Annotated in this window: 19 protein-coding genes and 1 riboswitch; of the genes, 4 read left to right on the forward strand and 15 right to left on the reverse strand. The window is 53.6% G+C overall.

What is annotated here, in order from left to right:
* Positions 1 to 2 precede the first annotated feature (2 nt).
* The 15 genes from cbiM to pduF all read right to left on the reverse strand — a co-directional run bounded on the left by cbiM (position 3) and on the right by pduF (position 13,347).
* The gene (cbiM, locus tag FDW96_RS16625) at positions 3 to 740 is read right to left on the reverse strand and encodes a cobalt ECF transporter S component CbiM (protein WP_061381969.1); all 738 of its coding nucleotides are present in this window, start codon (positions 738 to 740) and stop codon (positions 3 to 5) included.
* Positions 737 to 1,450, reverse strand: a complete 714-nt coding sequence (locus FDW96_RS16630; RefSeq protein ID WP_137349977.1) for a cobalt-factor II C(20)-methyltransferase — start codon at positions 1,448 to 1,450, stop codon at positions 737 to 739. Before FDW96_RS16630 ends, cbiM begins: the two co-directional genes overlap by 4 nt.
* Entirely contained in the window at positions 1,447 to 2,241 is a 795-nt protein-coding gene (locus FDW96_RS16635; protein ID WP_042307607.1) for a sirohydrochlorin cobaltochelatase, read from the reverse strand. Before FDW96_RS16635 ends, FDW96_RS16630 begins: the two co-directional genes overlap by 4 nt.
* A gap of 10 nt (positions 2,242 to 2,251) precedes the next feature.
* A complete protein-coding gene (locus FDW96_RS16640; protein WP_137365968.1) occupies positions 2,252 to 3,037 on the reverse strand; it encodes a cobalt-precorrin-6A reductase in 786 nt (261 codons plus the stop codon).
* Positions 3,034 to 3,759 (reverse strand): precorrin-3B C(17)-methyltransferase, encoded by a 726-nt coding sequence (locus FDW96_RS16645; RefSeq protein ID WP_003030278.1) that lies wholly within the window; start codon positions 3,757 to 3,759, stop codon positions 3,034 to 3,036. Before FDW96_RS16645 ends, FDW96_RS16640 begins: the two co-directional genes overlap by 4 nt.
* Positions 3,759 to 4,814: a cobalt-precorrin 5A hydrolase gene (gene cbiG, locus FDW96_RS16650; RefSeq protein ID WP_042307600.1), complete on the reverse strand. Its 1,056-nt coding sequence runs from the start codon at positions 4,812 to 4,814 to the stop codon at positions 3,759 to 3,761. Before cbiG ends, FDW96_RS16645 begins: the two co-directional genes overlap by 1 nt.
* A complete protein-coding gene (locus FDW96_RS16655; protein ID WP_042307599.1) occupies positions 4,795 to 5,568 on the reverse strand; it encodes a cobalt-precorrin-4 methyltransferase in 774 nt (257 codons plus the stop codon). Before FDW96_RS16655 ends, cbiG begins: the two co-directional genes overlap by 20 nt.
* Complete coding sequence (locus FDW96_RS16660; RefSeq protein ID WP_042307594.1) at positions 5,561 to 6,130, reverse strand: decarboxylating cobalt-precorrin-6B (C(15))-methyltransferase; 570 nt, start codon at positions 6,128 to 6,130, stop codon at positions 5,561 to 5,563. The genes FDW96_RS16655 and FDW96_RS16660 overlap by 8 nt, the downstream gene beginning before the upstream one ends.
* Positions 6,120 to 6,725, reverse strand: coding sequence for a cobalt-precorrin-7 (C(5))-methyltransferase (locus tag FDW96_RS16665; protein ID WP_042307592.1), 606 nt, complete (start codon positions 6,723 to 6,725; stop codon positions 6,120 to 6,122). Before FDW96_RS16665 ends, FDW96_RS16660 begins: the two co-directional genes overlap by 11 nt.
* Positions 6,719 to 7,855, reverse strand: a complete 1,137-nt coding sequence (cbiD, locus tag FDW96_RS16670; protein ID WP_038641657.1) for a cobalt-precorrin-5B (C(1))-methyltransferase CbiD — start codon at positions 7,853 to 7,855, stop codon at positions 6,719 to 6,721. Before cbiD ends, FDW96_RS16665 begins: the two co-directional genes overlap by 7 nt.
* The gene (locus FDW96_RS16675) at positions 7,852 to 8,484 is read right to left on the reverse strand and encodes a cobalt-precorrin-8 methylmutase (protein ID WP_137349976.1); all 633 of its coding nucleotides are present in this window, start codon (positions 8,482 to 8,484) and stop codon (positions 7,852 to 7,854) included. Before FDW96_RS16675 ends, cbiD begins: the two co-directional genes overlap by 4 nt.
* Before the next feature lie 10 nt (positions 8,485 to 8,494).
* A complete protein-coding gene (gene cbiB / locus FDW96_RS16680; RefSeq protein WP_137349975.1) occupies positions 8,495 to 9,454 on the reverse strand; it encodes an adenosylcobinamide-phosphate synthase CbiB in 960 nt (319 codons plus the stop codon).
* Positions 9,451 to 10,830: a cobyrinate a,c-diamide synthase gene (locus FDW96_RS16685; protein WP_079223619.1), complete on the reverse strand. Its 1,380-nt coding sequence runs from the start codon at positions 10,828 to 10,830 to the stop codon at positions 9,451 to 9,453. Before FDW96_RS16685 ends, cbiB begins: the two co-directional genes overlap by 4 nt.
* A gap of 87 nt (positions 10,831 to 10,917) precedes the next feature.
* A riboswitch (cobalamin riboswitch) is annotated at positions 10,918 to 11,093 on the reverse strand.
* Positions 11,094 to 11,422: 329 nt separating this feature from the next.
* Positions 11,423 to 12,334: a regulatory protein PocR gene (gene pocR, locus FDW96_RS16690; protein ID WP_137365969.1), complete on the reverse strand. Its 912-nt coding sequence runs from the start codon at positions 12,332 to 12,334 to the stop codon at positions 11,423 to 11,425.
* Between the two features lie 203 nt (positions 12,335 to 12,537).
* Complete coding sequence (pduF, locus tag FDW96_RS16695; RefSeq protein ID WP_137365970.1) at positions 12,538 to 13,347, reverse strand: propanediol diffusion facilitator PduF; 810 nt, start codon at positions 13,345 to 13,347, stop codon at positions 12,538 to 12,540.
* Positions 13,348 to 13,872: 525 nt separating this feature from the next.
* Here pduF and pduA point away from each other — a divergent pair.
* The 4 genes from pduA to pduD are packed head-to-tail and all read left to right on the forward strand — an operon-like array spanning position 13,873 to position 17,334.
* The gene (gene pduA, locus FDW96_RS16700) at positions 13,873 to 14,154 is read left to right on the forward strand and encodes a propanediol utilization microcompartment protein PduA (RefSeq protein WP_003030255.1); all 282 of its coding nucleotides are present in this window, start codon (positions 13,873 to 13,875) and stop codon (positions 14,152 to 14,154) included.
* Positions 14,154 to 14,966, forward strand: coding sequence for a propanediol utilization microcompartment protein PduB (pduB, locus tag FDW96_RS16705; protein ID WP_042307583.1), 813 nt, complete (start codon positions 14,154 to 14,156; stop codon positions 14,964 to 14,966). Before pduA ends, pduB begins: the two co-directional genes overlap by 1 nt.
* A gap of 18 nt (positions 14,967 to 14,984) precedes the next feature.
* A complete protein-coding gene (gene pduC, locus FDW96_RS16710) occupies positions 14,985 to 16,649 on the forward strand; it encodes a propanediol dehydratase large subunit PduC (protein ID WP_042307581.1) in 1,665 nt (554 codons plus the stop codon).
* A 10-nt stretch (positions 16,650 to 16,659) separates the two neighbouring features.
* Entirely contained in the window at positions 16,660 to 17,334 is a 675-nt protein-coding gene (pduD, locus tag FDW96_RS16715; protein WP_042307579.1) for a propanediol dehydratase medium subunit PduD, read from the forward strand.
* Position 17,335 lies beyond the last annotated feature (1 nt).

Consider the following 17,335-nt stretch of genomic DNA (forward strand, 5'->3'; position numbering starts at 1 on the left):
CGTTAATGTCCTTGTGCGGTTATCAACTGTCGTTTGGTTAGCTGGTCATAAATCATTACGGTGAGCAGACCTTCCGCAATCGCGATTGGGATCTGCGTCAGGCAGAAAATGCCCATGAATTTCACAATCGACCCCACTGCGCCAGCGGACGGATCCGGGAACGCAACGCCCAACTGAACAGAAGTAACAAAATAGGTGACGAGATCCGCCAACATGGCACACAGGAAGACGCAGACATCCCGGCGCAGCCCCGCGCGGCAGGCCATTTTCCACACCATGTAACCCACTACCGGGCCAATCACCGCCATCGACATGCCGTTGGCCCCGAGCGTCGTTAAACCGCCGTGCGCCAGCAGCAAGGCCTGGAACAGCAGGACTATCGCACCGAGAATAGCGACCACACCCGGTCCGAACAGGATAACCGCCAGGCCGACACCGGTCGGATGCGAGCAGCTTCCGGTAACGGAAGGAATTTTCAGCGCCGACAGCACAAAAATAAACGCGCCGCACAGGGCCAGTAACACTTTTTGGTGGCTGTCTTCCTGGACTATTTGACGCAAGCGCACTAATCCGTACCACAGGCAAGGTAAAAACAGCAGCCACCAGGCCAGCGCCCACATTGGCGGCAAGAAGCCTTCCATAATGTGCATGGCGAACGCTTGCTCAGGGACAATCATCAGTAATAGCGCCGCAGCCAACCCGCTGAAAGACAGCTGTTTTAGCTGTTGTTCAAGCTTCATTGTGCATACTCCCACTGTTTATTAACCAGAATGGTCGAGAAATAAGGCAGCGGCCGATCGTCGCTGACTTCGTTGAGATGACGCCAGCACTGCTCACCTGGCAGCGTGGCTTCAGACATCATCAATGCGCAATTCAACAAGCCCTCTTGTTGCAGTAATGCTTTGATGCGCGCAAAACGTCCGTACACCTTCATCAGCACCAGGCTGTCATGCCGCTTTAACGCCTGCTGGATTTCCGCTTCCGGCGCGGTACAGGAGACCACCGCCAGCGACTGTTGCTCCATGGCGAGTGGCGTTTTTGAACGCGCGGCAATCGCGGCGAAAGAGGTCACGCCCGGAACGATTTCCAACCAGTCAGGACAGCCAATACGCTGGAGTAAAAAGACCCAGGTACTGAACAGCATGGCATCACCAAGGGTAATAAAACCAACCTGTTTACCGGCCTCCACTTCCTGAACCAGCGCGGCAGCAACCTCATCCCAAACTGCCTCTTTTTCAGCACTGTCGGCACTCATAGGAAAATGGCAGCAGCGGACTTCGGTCTGCTCGCCGATATACTCCCGCACGATTGACAGCGCCAGGCTATCGCCGCCTTTCCGCCCGGCAGGCGCATAGAGAATATCGAGCTGACCCAGCGTGCGTGCGGCGCGCACGGTAATGAGATCGGAAGCGCCTGGCCCGGTGCTTAATGCGTACAGTTTTCCGCTCATGCCGCTTCCTCCAGAGCCACATTCAGCGCCTGCTGTAAATGCGCCACAAACATGGCGCGCACCGCCGGATTCTCACCCAACCCACTGAGCCACGGCGTAGCCCGTATCCCGGCCGCATTAAACAATGTCTTCCACGAATCGTCTTCGTCGGAGGCCATATCATTGATGGCATGGTCGCCAGCAACTAACATCAGCGGCATCAGATGCACCGCCGTCACCCCTTCCTGAGACAAACTCTCAATTAACACATCTACTTCCGGGTAGCTTTCTACCGCCCCGACCCGCGCCGGGTAGCGCTGCGCCGTCATCATATGGTCGAGACAGGCATAAGCGGCAAAGGCATGATGGCTGGCGCCGTGCCCCATAAACACCACTTTTTCCTTTTCGCCAAGCGGCGGCATCTGCTGTTGCAGCGCCAGCATCAGCTGGGCGTAATCTTCATGGCTGCTCAGCAGCGGTACGCCGAGCGTCAGGCGAGAAAACAGCGGACGCATACTTTGCACTTCGCGGACAATTTTTTCGTATTCATCGCCGTTGATGATGTGCAGTGACTGAATAGCCACATCCTGATACCCCTGCTCCGCCAGCTTTTGCAGCGCCTGCAGCGGCGTGTCGATATCAATGCCATCACGCTGCTTGAGCTTGCGGATAATCATCCCAGAGGTAAACGCCCGAAACAGGTCACGATCCGGGCAACTGGCCGCGAGATCGCGCTCACAGGCCACAATATTTTTCTCACAAGTGTCGTGATAGCTGGTGCCAAAGCTGACCACCAGAAGCGCCTTTTTCATCTCTAACTCCTTAAGCAGCGGCCAGCCAGCGCGTTAAACGCGCCCCAAATGCGGCCTGACTTTCCAGTAACTCTTCTCCCGTCACCAACGGTGCCGGACGTGTAATCACGATGCAGGGGATACCGGCATCCAGACAGGGTTGAACTTTTTCCTGATAACCACCTTCCGCACCGGATGCTTTGGTGATCACCACATCAGCCTGACACTGACGATAAAACGCGGCGTTGAACTCGGCGCTAAACGGTCCGCACAAGGCGAAGATCTCACCGACGCCAAAACCCAGATCCGCGCATTGCTGAATGACCTCAGGTACAGGCAGAACACGCGCCAGCAGCGTTTTTTCCGCTAATCTTTCACGCCAGATGGCTAAATCTTTACTGCCGGTGGTGAGCAACACGCGTTTACCGAAGCGTCGCGCAACATCGCAGGCTTGCTGAATACTCTGCACGGTATGCAGATGCGGGTGGGTTAAACCACTCAGCTGCTCAGGACGCTGGTAGCGGCTCAGCAGAACGCCCGCCGCTTCACAAGCGCTCATGATGTTGCGGCTCACCACCTCGGCATACGGATGCGAGGCGTCAATCACCCAGCGCGTCCGATTTTCCTGCAGCCAGGCTATCATTTGCTCGCGTTCCAGACGTCCGCAGCGCACCTGACCTTTGATGTCTCCCGCCAGCTGCTTCCCCGTCGGGGTCGCAACTGACAGGGTGTAGGCCACGTTTGCCGCATCCAGTTGCTGGCACAGCATGCGCGCATCGCTGGTACCGCCCATGACCAACACGTCACCGTAATTCACAGCACATAACCTCGTGGCGTGATCATCAGGCCGTCCTGCACGTAGGTTGTTTTGTTGCCAACGATCACCAGACTGGTCATATCAACCGGCTCAAAGTCCATTTCACCCAAGGTGGTCAGCCATTTTTCCTGCTTTTTACGTCCGGCTGACTTCACAATACCGACCGGCGTTTGCGCGCTCTTGCTGGCGGAAAGCAGCTCAAATGCGCGCGCCAGATGTCCTTCGCGACCCCGACTGCGCGGGTTGTAGAAACAGATAACAAAGTCGGCTTCGCCAGCGGCAACAATGCGTTTTTCGATAACCGGCCATGGCGTTAGCAGATCGCTTAAGCTGATGTGGCAGAAGTCGTGCATCAACGGTGCGCCCAGCAAAGAGGCGGCGGCAATGCTGGCAGTCATGCCAGGTATAAGCCTGACCTCAACGTCCAGTTTTTGCTTACTGACCAGCTCCAGCACCAGCCCGGCCATACCGTAAATCCCCGCATCACCGCTGCTGATGAGTGCCACATTGTGACCCGCCTGCGCCAGTTCGATCGCCGCCTGACAGCGTTCAATCTCTTTGCACATTCCGGTTTTGATCACCTGCTTATCGCCTGTGAAAGCCTTTACCAGATGGGTGTAGGTTTTATAGCCAACGATAATTTCCGCTGCCTGCAAAGCTTCAACGGCTTCCATGGTCATCATTGCCTGCGAGCCAGGGCCAATTCCAATTACGCTTAACATCAGTGTGAAACTCCCAAAGTGATAGTGACGCCCTGTTCTCGCAGGGTCTCGCCTAACAGTTGTCCGTGGCTCAGCAGCCAGGCTGCAGGACCAGAAACGCTTCCTGTCCCCACCGTTTTGCGAACAAACGATGAGGCCGGAAAACGGTGCTCATGCTCACGCAGCGCGTCAGCGGTAAAGGTTTCGAAAGGCACGCGGCAGCACGAGGCCAACTGGATGAGGCCCTGCTCATCTTTTTTCAGCGTGATACTGCCAATGGCTTTTAGTGCCAACGGATCGAGCTGCTGGGCTTCAAGTTGGCGGGCAAGCAGCGCAGCCAGCAGCGGGAACGGTGTGTCGCGGCGACAACCAATCCCAGCCACAACCCGCTGCGGCACCAGCTTCCAGTGCGGAACAGGCAGATCGGGTAAATTGGTGCGTAAGGTGATACACACCAGCGCATCCAGTTCGGGAAGCTGATTGAGATCGGTTACCGTGATAAAACCACGGCGATCACAATGGCTGACATCCTGCGTCAGTTCGTCATCCCACCACAGGCCAACCCGTTTGTTGCTGACCAACATCTGATTAACGATCTTCACCGCCGAACGGAAATCACTCATCCGCGCATTCAACTGGAATGCCAGTGTATCCAGGGCCGCCATATCATTGACATCCGTCGCCGTGGTGATTACCGGGTCGGCCCCCAACATGCCTGCCAGATAACGCGCCAGCGCATTCGCGCCCCCCGCGTGACCGGAAAGCAGACTGATGACATGCTGGGCACGTTCATCAATGACCACCACCGCCGGATCGCAAAATTTATCGTTGACCAGCGGAGCCAGCACGCGAACCGCAATGCCGGTCGCCCCGATAAAAATCAGCGCCGAGTAGTTCATAAACGCATCACGGGCGGTATTGGCAAAGCCGTTTTCAAAGGGAATAAACCCCTCCTCCAGCAGCTTTTCACTGGTAAAACAGGTGACCGGCAGCATAGCCGCCAGACGTTTCGCCAGCACAACGCCGCCTGGCGTCAGGCAAAAAAGCGCAATTGACTCAGGCTTTACGGTATTCATGGCTAAAGTCCGCCGCATAGAGTTTGGAGTAGTGATACTCCGAGCCCAGGAAATTACCGACCAGAATCAGGGCCGTTTTGCGGATGCCCGCATCGCGCACCTTGTCGCCAATATCCGCAAGGGTACCGCGCACGGTCTGGCTTTCCGGCCAGGTCGCTTTGTAGATCACCGCCACTGGCGTGGTCGCCGGATAACCACCTTCAATTAAACGCTCGGCCACCCGATGAATACGCTGAACGGACAGATAAATCGCCATAGATGTCTGGTGACTGGCAAACGACTCCAGCTGTTCGCGCTCGGGGACCGGCGTGCGCCCTTCCAGACGGGTAATGATCAGGCTTTGTGAGACTTCAGGCACGGTGTACTCCACGCCGAGTTCTGCCGCCGCACCGAGGAAGGCGCTGACACCGGGCACCACCTGCCAGTCGATCCCGCGTTTGGTCAGTTCCTCGCCCTGCTCGCGGACGGAACCGTACAGTGAGACATCGCCAGTTTGCAGACGCACCACGGTCTTGCCAGCCTTCACGCCAGCTTCCATCAGATCGAGGATCTGCTCCAGATGCAGTTCAGCGCTGTCGTGACATTCAGCATCGGCGGGACAATATTCCAGCAGTTCGGTGTTAATCAGCGATCCAGCGTAGATAACCACCTGCGCCTGTTGTAGCAAACGGTAACCTTTGAGGGTAATCAGCTCGCGATCGCCAGGACCTGCGCCAACGAACCACACGCTACGGGGATCAAAAATCTCAGACATGGTTTCCTTCCTTCTGACAGGCGATAACAAATACGGGGTTATTCGGTTTGAAATAATGACCACTGCCAAGCGTGGTAAGCGAGGAAACCTGTAGCTGCAGGCAATCCACTCCCTGTACGCCCAGATGGTCCAGATGAACCAGCGCGGTGTTGAGGTTTTCCTGGAGGATAAACGTCATGACCAGCCGCCCGGCGGGATGCAGTTGACGCATCGACCAGTCAATGAGATCGGTCAGATGCCCACCGCTGCCACCCATAAAAATGGCATCGGCTTTTTCGGCGATGGTCATCGGCGCAACGCCGGGAAAAATGTCGATATTTGCGCAAGCAAAATGCTGGCGATTTTCATCCAGCAACCTGAGCGCCGCCGGGTTACGTTCGATTGCCGTCACGCGCAATCCGGGATATTGCAGCGCCGCTTCTATCGACACGCTGCCGGTTCCCGCCCCAATATCAATCAGGTGACTGGCACGGTGTAATTCAAGTTTTGAGAGGGCAAGTGCGCGTACCGCTTCTTTGGTCATCGGCACCTTTTCTCCACGCAGAAACAGCTCATCTTTCATCAAGGATCACCACTGCATTCATGTCATAGTCGGCGTTAATTTCACTCACAGGCAGGACATGGATCCGCTCGTTTTCCATCGCCAGGTTTTCGCCAATGACCATCCAGCGATGTCCCTTGCCTCGAGTGATTAGCTCCTGTGCGATTTCACGTGGGCCGCACAACGCATCTGTTACCATCCCCACCTTGTTATGTCGGGCCAGCTCATCGAAACAGACGCTGCGCCCGTGGCTACTGGTCAGCCACATATCGTTCATATCGATACCGGACTGCGCGCACAGATACTGCACCGCGCTAATACCGGGAATTATGCGTACCTGCCCGATGCCAAAATGCGCCACCATGCGCGTCCCAATGCCGTAAAACAGCGGATCGCCAGACGCCAGCACGACGACATGCTTATCCTGGTGCGCAGTTACCCAGTTCAGGAGCTCCGCAATATTGGCGCCAAGAGCAAACCGTTCACCGGTAAAATCCGGGAATTGCTGCAAATGCCGCTTTCCGCCGACCAGCACATCAGCCGTTGCGACCGCTTCACGCGCCGCAGGCGTCATCAAATGCAAACCCGCGGGTCCCATTCCCACAACGGTTAACATTGCATCTCCTCAGCAATTTCAGCGATCGGGCGATTACTGCCAAGCACCTGATTGTCAAACGAGAACATGATGGCGTCGCAGGTCGGGGGATTTTTGGTAAAGCGCAACGTTTGCAGAACGCGCATGCAGATACGCTCCGCCAGATGGTTATAAATATGCTGAAAGCCGTACGCGTCGATGTGTTCCATCGCCGCTTCGGTAGTATCGCAGTCGCTGACCAGCCTCAGCAGTTCCAGCGGCGCGCCAAGCAACGCGAGATGGGCCACCAGCGTTTCCATGCGCGCATCGGCAATATGGCTGTGGGTATGGAAGATCCCCGCCGCGATTTTGATAAGTTTCCCGGGATGTCCCACCAGCACGATTTGCCGAAATCCCAGACGGACGGCTTCTTCAATCATGTAGCCGACAAAGTTGCTCATGGTGACCACAACCTGGGTGTCGATGCCCATCTGTTCGCGAACAAAACGTTCACCGTGGTTTCCAGGCACCAGAACCACGCGATCCAGACCCGCCGCGCGTTTAATTTCCAGCTCCAGCGACAGAGAACGCTTCCAGCTTTCTTCCGACATTGGCGTGACGATACCCGTGGTGCCAATAATCGAAATACCACCCAGAATGCCAAGGCGCGAGTTGTAAGTTTTTTGCGCCCGCTCTTCGCCTTCCGGCGCGAAGATTTCAATCTGCGCCCCACGATTTGGACCAATCGCTTCACGTACCGCCGACTCAATGGTCTGGCGAGGTGTGCGGTTAATCGCCGAACTCCCCACCGGTAGACCGATCCCTTTGCGGGTAACCGTACCGACCCCTTCACCGCCCTGTAAGGCGATCACGCCACTATCATCTAACGTCACGCGGGCAAAAATCAGCATCCCATGCGTGGCATCGACATCATCGCCACCGTCTTTACGGATCGCGGCTATCGCCTGCTGCCCTTCGATATGCGGCGATTCGACGTTCAGGCACAGCGTCACCCCGGAAGGCGTCACGATGGAAACCTGATGGATCAGGTGCTGGCGCAATACCATCAGCGCCGCCACTTTTGCAGCCGCCGTCGCGCACGATCCCGTGGTATATCCTTTACGCAGCGCTTTACCGTTGTGCCACACCGGTGTATCGAAGGCCTCGCTCATCGCGCCCCCTGCATGTGATAAAGCATGGCGTTGACGATAGCAGCGGCGACGTTACTTCCCCCTTTACGTCCTAACGCAGCAATGGCCGGGAGGTTGCTTTGGGTCAGCGCATCTTTCGACTCCTCAGCACCCACGAACCCGACCGGTACACCAACCACACCGCTGACGGCAACATCATGCTCAAGCAGACGGAACAGCGCTGTCGGCGCATTGCCAAAGACAAACAGCTTTTCCCCCTCTTCTTTCACCGCAATATCGACAGCCGCCATTGAACGGGTGATCCCCTGCTCTTTTGCCGTTCGTACGACCCGTGGATCGCTGATATAGCAGCGGCACTCACCGCCAAATTTTGCCAGCAGCGTTTTATTGATCCCGGAAAGGGCCATCGTGGTATCGGTATAAATTACGCTCGAACGTCTAAGCGCCGCGCAGAACTGCTCCAGCACATCACTGGAAAACCACAGAATGTCCAGCCAGTCGAAATCCGCGGTGGTGTGAATGACCCGCTTGATAATGGCTTCATGCAACGGACTGGCAAACTGATAGTCCGGACGGGTTTCACGGATAATCTCGCCAATAATGTCGAAACTTTTGGCCTCAATAGCCTGGGGTTGCTGGATATATTGCATAGTGTTGTCCTCAGGCTACACCGACCAGCAGCCACCGCAGCGCGATAAACAGCGCCAGTGCCAGCGTCGATGCCACCCACATCAATCGAATCGTATGGGAAATGTCGTCTACCGAAATGTCGCGTTGTGCATCACCGATCCACGGTTTCTCAACGCGCTCGCCAAAGTAGTCATTAGGGCCACCCAGACGAATACCTAATGCCCCGGCAACGGAGGCCTCCGACCACGCACAGTTTGGGCTGCTGTGGTTGTAGCGATCGCGCCAGCCGATCTGCAAAGCACGCGAACCGTCCTGACGGCATAAAAATGCAGCCGCGCCCAGCAACAGCCAGCTCAGTCTCGCAGGAATATAATTTGCGACATCATCCAGACGCGCGCTGACCATACCGATAGCGCGGTATTTTTCATGTTTGTAACCCACCATGGAGTCAAGGGTATTTACCGCTTTGTAGGCCATCGCCAAAGGCGCGCCGCCGAGAAGAAGGAAAAACAGCGGCGCGATGATGCCATCAACGGTGTTTTCGGCCACGGTTTCCACCACGGCACGATTGATCTGCTGAGGTTGTAATTGCGAGGTATCGCGACCTACGATCCAAGATAACTTTTCCCGACTTGCGGCAAGGTTACCGGCACGCAACGGACGTTCGACATCCTGCGCGGCGTTCGCCAGACAGCGCCCCGCCAGCACGGTAAAGATCATCCAAACCTCTACCACCCAACCAAGCCAGGGATGAATAGATTGCGCCAGCACCAGTACGCCCCAGGAGACAGTCCAGGTCAGGCCAACCACCACTACCCACATCGCCGCGCCACCAATACGCAACGCACGATCGCTATGGCAATAACGCCGGATAATTCGCTGCACCGCAGAAATCAGATTGCCAATCCAGCGCACCGGATGCGGCCAGTTCTGCGGATCGCCGATAATAAAATCAAGCAGCCAGGCAACACACCACGCAAGGATTGTCATAGCGCATTCCTCGCGGCTGCCAACCAATGGTTAAGCATCTGCGGACGTTGGGCAAAATGAACGTGCAGGTAGCTGGCGAAGGTGTTTCCGACCTGCCAGCCACCGGACCAGGCCTGCAGCGTTTTGCCATCGCGCATTTTGCGACAGTGCATCACCGCAGGTGTCTCAGGAGTGAAATCGGAATAGTGGAATTCATGTCCACGCAGCACTTCGTCTTTTGCGGCTAATAAGGTTTGCTGTGCGGCCTGCGCTTCACAGTAACCAAATCGGGTCAGACGTTTCCCCATTTTGCTATGACCGGGAATGATATCCGCCATCAGCCAGCGATCACCGTGGCTGTCCTCCAGCGAACTGCCGAGATACATCAGCCCGCCACACTCGGCATAAATCGCGACGCCGCGCTGATGGGCGGCTCGCAATTGCTTCAGCATCGAGACATTGCGGGCCAGCGCCGCAGCATGTAACTCAGGGTATCCGCCCCCCAGCCAGATCATCTGACAATCGGGTAAACAGGTGTCGTGCAACGGACTAAAACGGACAATCTTCAGCCCAGTGCGTTCAAGCAAAGTGATATTGTCCGGGTAATAAAAGTTGAACGCTTCATCATCAGCGATAGCAAGCGTTAACCCTTCTCCGGCGTCAGTAGCGGGAAGCGCAGGCCATTCACCCGCAGGAAGGGTGTTTAGCTGGCTTAATTTCAGTAGAGCATCAATATCCAGCGTCTGCTCCAGCGTCGCGGCAAAGGCCTGCCACGGCTGCTGATTGATAACAGACTCACGTGCAGTAACCAGTCCCAGATGACGCTCTGGAAGCGCAACGCCTTCCATCCGCGGAACGTAGCCTAATACAGGAACGGAACAGTAACGCTCAATCGCCACCTTCAGCAGCTGATAATGCGTTTCGCTGTTAACCCGATTAACGATCACCCCGGCGATGTTCAGCGTGGGATCAAAATGCTGAAAACCCATTACCGTTGCGGCTATCGAGGTGGAAACGGCTTTACCATCAACCAGTAAGATGACCGGGCAACCTAACTGTTTGGCCATCGCGGCGGTACTGCAGTAGTTCGGGTCGGTACCATAACCGTCATACAACCCCATCACGCCTTCAATCACGGCGATATCGGCATGTTGCATCTGCTCGCGGAATAAAGCATTGAGAGTGGAAGCGGGAAGCATGAAGCTATCAAGATTGCGGGAAGCGGTACCGCATACCGCTGTATGCCAGCCGGTATCAAGGTAATCAGGCCCCACTTTGCAAGGCTGGACGCGTAAACCGCGTTTTTTCAACAAGCTCAACAAGCCCAGCGTCACCGTGGTTTTACCACAGCCGCTTCCGGTACCTGCAAGAACAAATGCGTGAAAATTGGCCGCCATACCCTGATCCTGTTCAGGGTGGTAGGGGTGTAGAGATACCCAGTCTCTCGACTGTATGCATCTGAACCACCCACTTCCCACCGAAGTTGTTGGTAGTCACTGACAGGCAGGTCTTCTGGCTTAGCGTCATCCTCACCCGTCCTTCCCAATCTTGCGATCAGTGGTCCATACGGGGTCGTCAGCATCACAGCAGCGGGGGCTGCGGGGGATTCTCACCCCCTTCCCTACCACAAATGTGGCAAACCTGTCAGTTCAGGAGCCGTAATTAAGCTCCCTGTTATGAGGTAAATTCACGACCTCATGACAATAATTCAATTTAATATCTTTCCGGGTTCATTCAGCCAATTATCTGGCATAAACCCACTTATTCACATGTTCACATTTTGAATGAAAGTATCTGCAAAGAATAAAGAAAGTCATGCACACAGACACTGTATCTCATCACAAAAATAAAAACTGGTGCAGTTTATCCCTCTAATACTATTATTTTGTTGCGCTATGACAATTTATTGACTGCTGTTGTTACTTTTCATTTTATAGTGACTGACATAGCGCCCTATATCAAAAATCGGCAATAGCAAAATATTGCTATTTAAGCGGACTCACCGCGTGAAATGACATTTATTTGCTGGCGAAATGCCTGTGGCGTAACCTGATACGTCTGGCGGAATACTTTGCAGAAATAACTGGTTTGTGAAAAGCCTAAATTACGCGCAATGCTGGCTATGCTCCAGTCACTATGACAGAGCAACTCTTTGGCACTCGCCATTCGCTGTTGATTTACCCAGGCGTTAAATCCGATACCCTGATATTTTTTGAACAATTTACTGAAATAGTAAGGGCTAAGGTAAACATGAGACGCAACATCCTCCAGGCGTAACTCATCTGACAAATGCGCATCAATATAGCGCAGCGCTTTTTTCATTTTGCTGTCGTGAGGATTCGGTGCTCGGTTAGCGCGTACAGGCTCTGCCTGCTGTGGGTTATCCTTGATAACCACAAAATTAAGTTGTTTCTTAAGACAATTTTCTACGATGAGCTTTAGCAGGTCCGCCGAGGCGATGACTCGCGAATAGTCCATCTCCGGCACATTCCGAAATTCACTTAGCAGTTCGGGATCGGCTTGCCAGCGGTCATCGACGTTCAGGATATCAACCAGGCCGACATCGTTACTTAAACGCACCTGACCACACAATACAAACCCAACCAGATGACCCGCTATGACCAGCGGAATTGAGAAGTCGGTAAGCCCCGCGTGGCAGCGATAGATGCAGGGTTGATCGGATTTTGAAGCTTCCAGTCCTCCACAGCGATCGCTCATACGACAACGGGTACTGTGCTGAGGATGCTGGCGCATCAACTGACAAAAAGGGGTGAAATTAAAAAGCTCAGAAATTTCATCACCGTGAATATTGACAACCACAACAGCCAGACTGGTGGCCTGCGCAAAATCCTGTGCGATTTTATTAATGAGTTCTGAGTTCAGGGCACTCGCAGAAATCATGATAAAACCTCTCAGTTAATTTATTGTTATAAATAAAACATACTATTTACACATTCATTTTCATCTCGCTTTCCTAGGCGCTGATGAAAGTCATCATCGAACATAACAAAAGTCTCCCATTGTGGGGAGACTTTTTCAGCGGTTCAGGAAACCGGATCACGAAAACAGTTTTTACGCTTCAAAAATAAACATTTTCCGTGAAGCTAGCTCTCATTTTTCTCCAGCTTACACGTATTACACGGTAAATTTTTGCCAATAAAATAACGATAAATTGCTGCGCCCGCGCAAGCACCGATGACAGGGGCCACAATCGGTACGATGAAATAAGGGATATCACGCCCGCCGGTCATCGCCACATCTCCCCAACCGGCCATCCATGCAAACAATTTTGGACCAAAATCACGTGCCGGGTTCATCGCAAATCCGGTGAGCGGCCCGGTAGATGCACCGAGAACAGCCACCAGAATGCCAATTAATAAAGGTGCCAACGGCCCTCTGGGGACGCCATTACCGTCATCGGTAAGCGCCATGATCATGCCCATCAGAATGGAAGTGATCACTACTTCGACCAGCGCAGCCTGCCAGACGCTGAGCGCCGCCGCTGGATAAGTACTAAAAATACTGGCCAGTTGCAGGCTTTCAAGGCTGCCGCGCACCATTTGATGTGCCGACTCATACTCGGTAAATAAACTTCCGTACAGCAGATAGGCTAGCAACGCGCCGCCAAAGGCACCCGCAACCTGCGCTACGGTGTATGGCAATACTTTGCGCCCCGGAAAACAGGCAAATAACCACAGGGCGATGGTGATTGCAGGATTGAGATGCGCGCCAGAAATCCCTGCCGTCAGGTAAACGGCAAGCGAGATCCCCAACCCCCATATGATGCAGATCTCCCATAACCCCAAACTGGCACCCGCGACTTTAAGTGCGCTCAGGCATCCGATGCCAAAAAACAAAAACAGCCCGGTACCCAAAAACTCAGCAATGCATTGCGCTTTTAGTAAATCGTTCATTGTGACACCTTCTAAGCAGAGTTCGTGTCTTTACCAGCGGACTCCTTGCTGGCACGTAGAATACTTCGAGGCTTACTATAAAAAGCCGTGTCGGCAAATTGTTGGCAATATGAAGGCGACTGGCCCCTCAAAATCGTGTTGAGATAGCAAATTCTTGCTGTCTCCTTTATTAAAACAGGCCGAAAAACTGGGGAATCCACTATTAATGGTACATTTGTAAAATAATAAAATATTGTCATGGGCTGAATTATGATTTCAGACAACCATCACAATTTCATTTTTTCGCATAGCAAATGCTATTTTTAATGTCACTAACAAAAGTGTAAATATGGAATTAACATAGCCAAATATTCACATTGGAAAAATAAAAAAACAACCAACAAAAACAGATATATACAATAAATCACAGCAATTTTATATCACCATATCCTCACTATTTTTTCACTCATACTTTCAACTCAGCCATTCTTTTTCCTCGCTTCTTTTTATAGTCATGAAAATCGGGACAACCCAGGCGAGGTCTTTATGCAACAAGAAGCGTTAGGAATGGTAGAAACCAAAGGCTTAACTGCAGCCATAGAGGCCGCAGATGCAATGGTGAAGTCAGCCAATGTAATGCTGGTCGGCTACGAAAAAATTGGTTCGGGGCTGGTAACAGTTATTGTCCGCGGCGATGTCGGCGCAGTCAAAGCAGCAACAGATGCCGGTGCCGCCGCAGCCCGTAATGTGGGAGAAGTGAAAGCCGTACACGTTATCCCACGCCCTCATACCGATGTAGAAAAAATCTTACCGAAGGGAATTAGCTAATGAGCAGCAATGAGCTGGTTGAACAGATCATGGCGCAGGTGATTGCTCGCGTGGCAACCCCAGAACAGCAGGCTATCCCTGAAAATAATCACCCAACACGAGAAACGGCTATGGCAGAGAAAAACTGCAGTTTAACGGAGTTTGTCGGTACTGCGATTGGCGACACCGTCGGTCTGGTAATCGCCAACGTAGACAGCGCCTTACTGGACGCGATGAAACTTGAAAAACGTTATCGCTCCATTGGAATCCTTGGTGCCCGTACTGGCGCGGGTCCGCACATTATGGCCGCCGATGAAGCGGTAAAAGCAACAAATACGGAAGTCGTCAGTATTGAATTACCACGAGATACCAAAGGCGGCGCGGGCCACGGCTCGCTGATTATCCTCGGCGGCAACGATGTTTCCGACGTGAAACGCGGAATTGAGGTTGCGCTGAAAGAGCTGGATCGCACCTTTGGCGATGTTTATGCGAACGAAGCCGGTCACATCGAGATGCAATACACCGCCCGCGCCAGCTACGCGCTGGAAAAAGCCTTTGGCGCACCGATTGGCCGTGCCTGTGGTGTGATTGTCGGTGCACCAGCCTCCGTAGGTGTCCTGATGGCTGATACTGCGTTGAAATCCGCCAATGTGGAAGTTGTAGCCTACAGCTCCCCGGCCCATGGCACCAGCTTCAGCAACGAAGCCATTCTGGTCATATCAGGTGATTCCGGCGCAGTTCGTCAGGCCGTTATCTCCGCCCGTGAAATCGGTAAAACCGTACTCGGGACCCTCGGCTCAGAGCCGAAAAACGATCGTCCGTCCTATATCTGATATCAGTGAGGCTGATTCATGAGATCGAAAAGATTTGAAGCACTGGCGAAACGCCCTGTGAATCAGGATGGTTTCGTTAAGGAGTGGATCGAAGAAGGCTTCATTGCGATGGAAAGCCCGAACGACCCTAAACCATCGATTAAAATCGTCAACGGAACAGTGACTGAACTGGATGGCAAATCCGCCAGTGAATTTGACTTAATTGACCATTTCATTGCCCGCTACGGCATTAACCTGGCGCGCGCTGAAGAAGTCATGGCAATGGACTCGGTCAAACTAGCCAATATGCTTTGCGACCCTAACGTGAAGCGCAAAGATATCGTGCCGCTGACCACCGCAATGACACCAGCTAAAATTGTCGAAGTGGTGTCCCATATGAACGTCGTCGAGATGATGATGGCCATGCAGAAAATGCGTGCTCGTCGTACTCCGTCTCAACAGGCGCACGTCACTAACGTTAAAGATAACCCGGTACAGATTGCCGCAGACGCCGCAGAAGGCGCATGGCGCGGATTTGACGAGCAGGAAACGACCGTTGCCGTCGCACGCTACGCGCCATTTAACGCCATTGCCTTGTTAGTCGGTTCACAGGTTGGACGCCCTGGCGTGTTAACTCAGTGCTCGCTGGAAGAAGCGACCGAACTTAAGCTCGGCATGCTGGGCCACACATGCTACGCGGAAACTATCTCCGTCTATGGTACAGAACCCGTCTTTACCGACGGCGACGACACGCCATGGTCGAAAGGCTTCCTCGCCTCTTCCTACGCCTCTCGCGGCCTGAAAATGCGCTTTACCTCCGGCTCTGGCTCAGAAGTTCAGATGGGTTACGCCGAAGGTAAATCAATGCTTTATCTGGAAGCACGCTGCATTTACATCACCAAAGCTGCTGGCGTGCAGGGTTTGCAGAACGGCTCAGTAAGCTGCATCGGCGTGCCTTCCGCCGTACCGTCCGGTATTCGTGCGGTTCTGGCCGAAAACCTAATCTGTTCTTCTCTGGATCTGGAATGCGCCTCCAGCAACGACCAGACCTTTACCCACTCGGATATGCGTCGTACCGCGCGTCTGCTGATGCAGTTCCTGCCAGGTACTGACTTCATCTCTTCCGGTTATTCCGCGGTACCGAACTACGACAACATGTTCGCCGGTTCCAACGAAGATGCGGAAGACTTTGATGACTACAACGTTATCCAGCGCGACCTGAAAGTGGACGGCGGTCTGCGTCCGGTTCGAGAAGAAGATGTTATCGCCATTCGTAACAAAGCGGCGCGTGCGCTACAGGCAGTATTTGCCGGGATGGGATTACCACCAATCACGGATGAAGAAGTGGAGGCTGCGACCTACGCCCACGGTTCGAAAGATATGCCGGAGCGCAACATCGTGGAAGACATCAAGTTCGCACAAGAGATTATCAATAAAAACCGTAACGGCCTGGAAGTGGTAAAAGCGCTTGCTCAGGGCGGGTTTACCGATGTCGCTCAGGACATGCTCAACATCCAGAAAGCCAAGTTAACCGGGGATTATCTGCATACCTCCGCCATTATCGTTGGCGACGGACAGGTGCTATCCGCAGTAAATGACGTCAATGACTATGCCGGTCCGGCAACAGGTTATCGCCTGCAAGGCGAACGCTGGGAAGAGATCAAAAACATCCCTGGCGCACTTGATCCCAACGAACTTGGCTAAGGGGTGAAAAATGGAAATCAATGAAAAGCTGCTGCGCCAGATAATTGAAGACGTACTGTCTGAAATGCAGACCAGCGACAAACCCGTCTCATTCCGCACATCGTCAGCGGCAAGCGCGCCACAGACCACAGCGGTACAGGCCGACAGTTTTCTGACCGAGATTGGCGAAGCTAAACAAGGTCAGCAGCAGGACGAAGTGATTATTGCCGTAGGTCCGGCGTTCGGGCTCTCACAAACTGTCAATATCGTCGGGATCCCGCATAAGAATATCTTGCGCGAAGTGATTGCCGGGATTGAAGAGGAAGGCATTAAAGCACGCGTTATCCGCTGCTTTAAATCCTCTGATGTCGCGTTTGTCGCCGTGGAAGGCAACCGTCTGAGCGGTTCCGGGATCTCTATCGGCATCCAGTCAAAAGGCACCACGGTTATCCACCAGCAGGGGTTACCGCCGCTTTCTAACCTGGAACTGTTCCCTCAGGCGCCGCTTCTGACGCTGGAAACCTATCGTCAGATCGGTAAAAACGCCGCGCGTTATGCCAAGCGTGAATCTCCGCAACCGGTCCCTACGCTGAATGACCAGATGGCTCGCCCCAAGTACCAGGCGAAATCGGCCATTTTGCATATTAAAGAGACCAAATACGTCGTGACGGGCAAAAACCCGCAGGAACTGCGCGTGGCGCTTTGAT

Origin of the sequence: Citrobacter sp. TBCS-15 (genome assembly GCF_005280815.1) — a bacterium.
Taxonomy (GTDB): domain Bacteria; phylum Pseudomonadota; class Gammaproteobacteria; order Enterobacterales; family Enterobacteriaceae; genus Citrobacter; species Citrobacter werkmanii.

What these genes read in the sequence shown, in the direction of transcription:
- FDW96_RS16685 (WP_079223619.1), bottom strand. Translation starts at nt 10,830, where the DNA reads ATGGCGGCCAATTTTCACGCATTTGTTCTTGCAGGTACCGGAAGCGGC.
- FDW96_RS16675 (WP_137349976.1), bottom strand. Translation starts at nt 8,484, where the DNA reads ATGCAATATATCCAGCAACCCCAGGCTATTGAGGCCAAAAGTTTCGAC.
- FDW96_RS16630 (WP_137349977.1), bottom strand. Translation starts at nt 1,450, where the DNA reads ATGAGCGGAAAACTGTACGCATTAAGCACCGGGCCAGGCGCTTCCGAT.
- FDW96_RS16655 (WP_042307599.1), bottom strand. Translation starts at nt 5,568, where the DNA reads ATGTCTGAGATTTTTGATCCCCGTAGCGTGTGGTTCGTTGGCGCAGGT.
- FDW96_RS16645 (WP_003030278.1), bottom strand. Translation starts at nt 3,759, where the DNA reads ATGTTAAGCGTAATTGGAATTGGCCCTGGCTCGCAGGCAATGATGACC.
- FDW96_RS16635 (WP_042307607.1), bottom strand. Translation starts at nt 2,241, where the DNA reads ATGAAAAAGGCGCTTCTGGTGGTCAGCTTTGGCACCAGCTATCACGAC.
- cbiD (WP_038641657.1), bottom strand. Translation starts at nt 7,855, where the DNA reads ATGAGCGAGGCCTTCGATACACCGGTGTGGCACAACGGTAAAGCGCTG.
- pduB (WP_042307583.1), top strand. Translation starts at nt 14,154, where the DNA reads ATGAGCAGCAATGAGCTGGTTGAACAGATCATGGCGCAGGTGATTGCT.
- pduC (WP_042307581.1), top strand. Translation starts at nt 14,985, where the DNA reads ATGAGATCGAAAAGATTTGAAGCACTGGCGAAACGCCCTGTGAATCAG.
- cbiM (WP_061381969.1), bottom strand. Translation starts at nt 740, where the DNA reads ATGAAGCTTGAACAACAGCTAAAACAGCTGTCTTTCAGCGGGTTGGCT.
- pocR (WP_137365969.1), bottom strand. Translation starts at nt 12,334, where the DNA reads ATGATTTCTGCGAGTGCCCTGAACTCAGAACTCATTAATAAAATCGCA.
- pduF (WP_137365970.1), bottom strand. Translation starts at nt 13,347, where the DNA reads ATGAACGATTTACTAAAAGCGCAATGCATTGCTGAGTTTTTGGGTACC.
- cbiG (WP_042307600.1), bottom strand. Translation starts at nt 4,814, where the DNA reads ATGAATACCGTAAAGCCTGAGTCAATTGCGCTTTTTTGCCTGACGCCA.
- FDW96_RS16660 (WP_042307594.1), bottom strand. Translation starts at nt 6,130, where the DNA reads ATGAAAGATGAGCTGTTTCTGCGTGGAGAAAAGGTGCCGATGACCAAA.
- cbiB (WP_137349975.1), bottom strand. Translation starts at nt 9,454, where the DNA reads ATGACAATCCTTGCGTGGTGTGTTGCCTGGCTGCTTGATTTTATTATC.
- FDW96_RS16665 (WP_042307592.1), bottom strand. Translation starts at nt 6,725, where the DNA reads ATGTTAACCGTTGTGGGAATGGGACCCGCGGGTTTGCATTTGATGACG.
- pduD (WP_042307579.1), top strand. Translation starts at nt 16,660, where the DNA reads ATGGAAATCAATGAAAAGCTGCTGCGCCAGATAATTGAAGACGTACTG.
- pduA (WP_003030255.1), top strand. Translation starts at nt 13,873, where the DNA reads ATGCAACAAGAAGCGTTAGGAATGGTAGAAACCAAAGGCTTAACTGCA.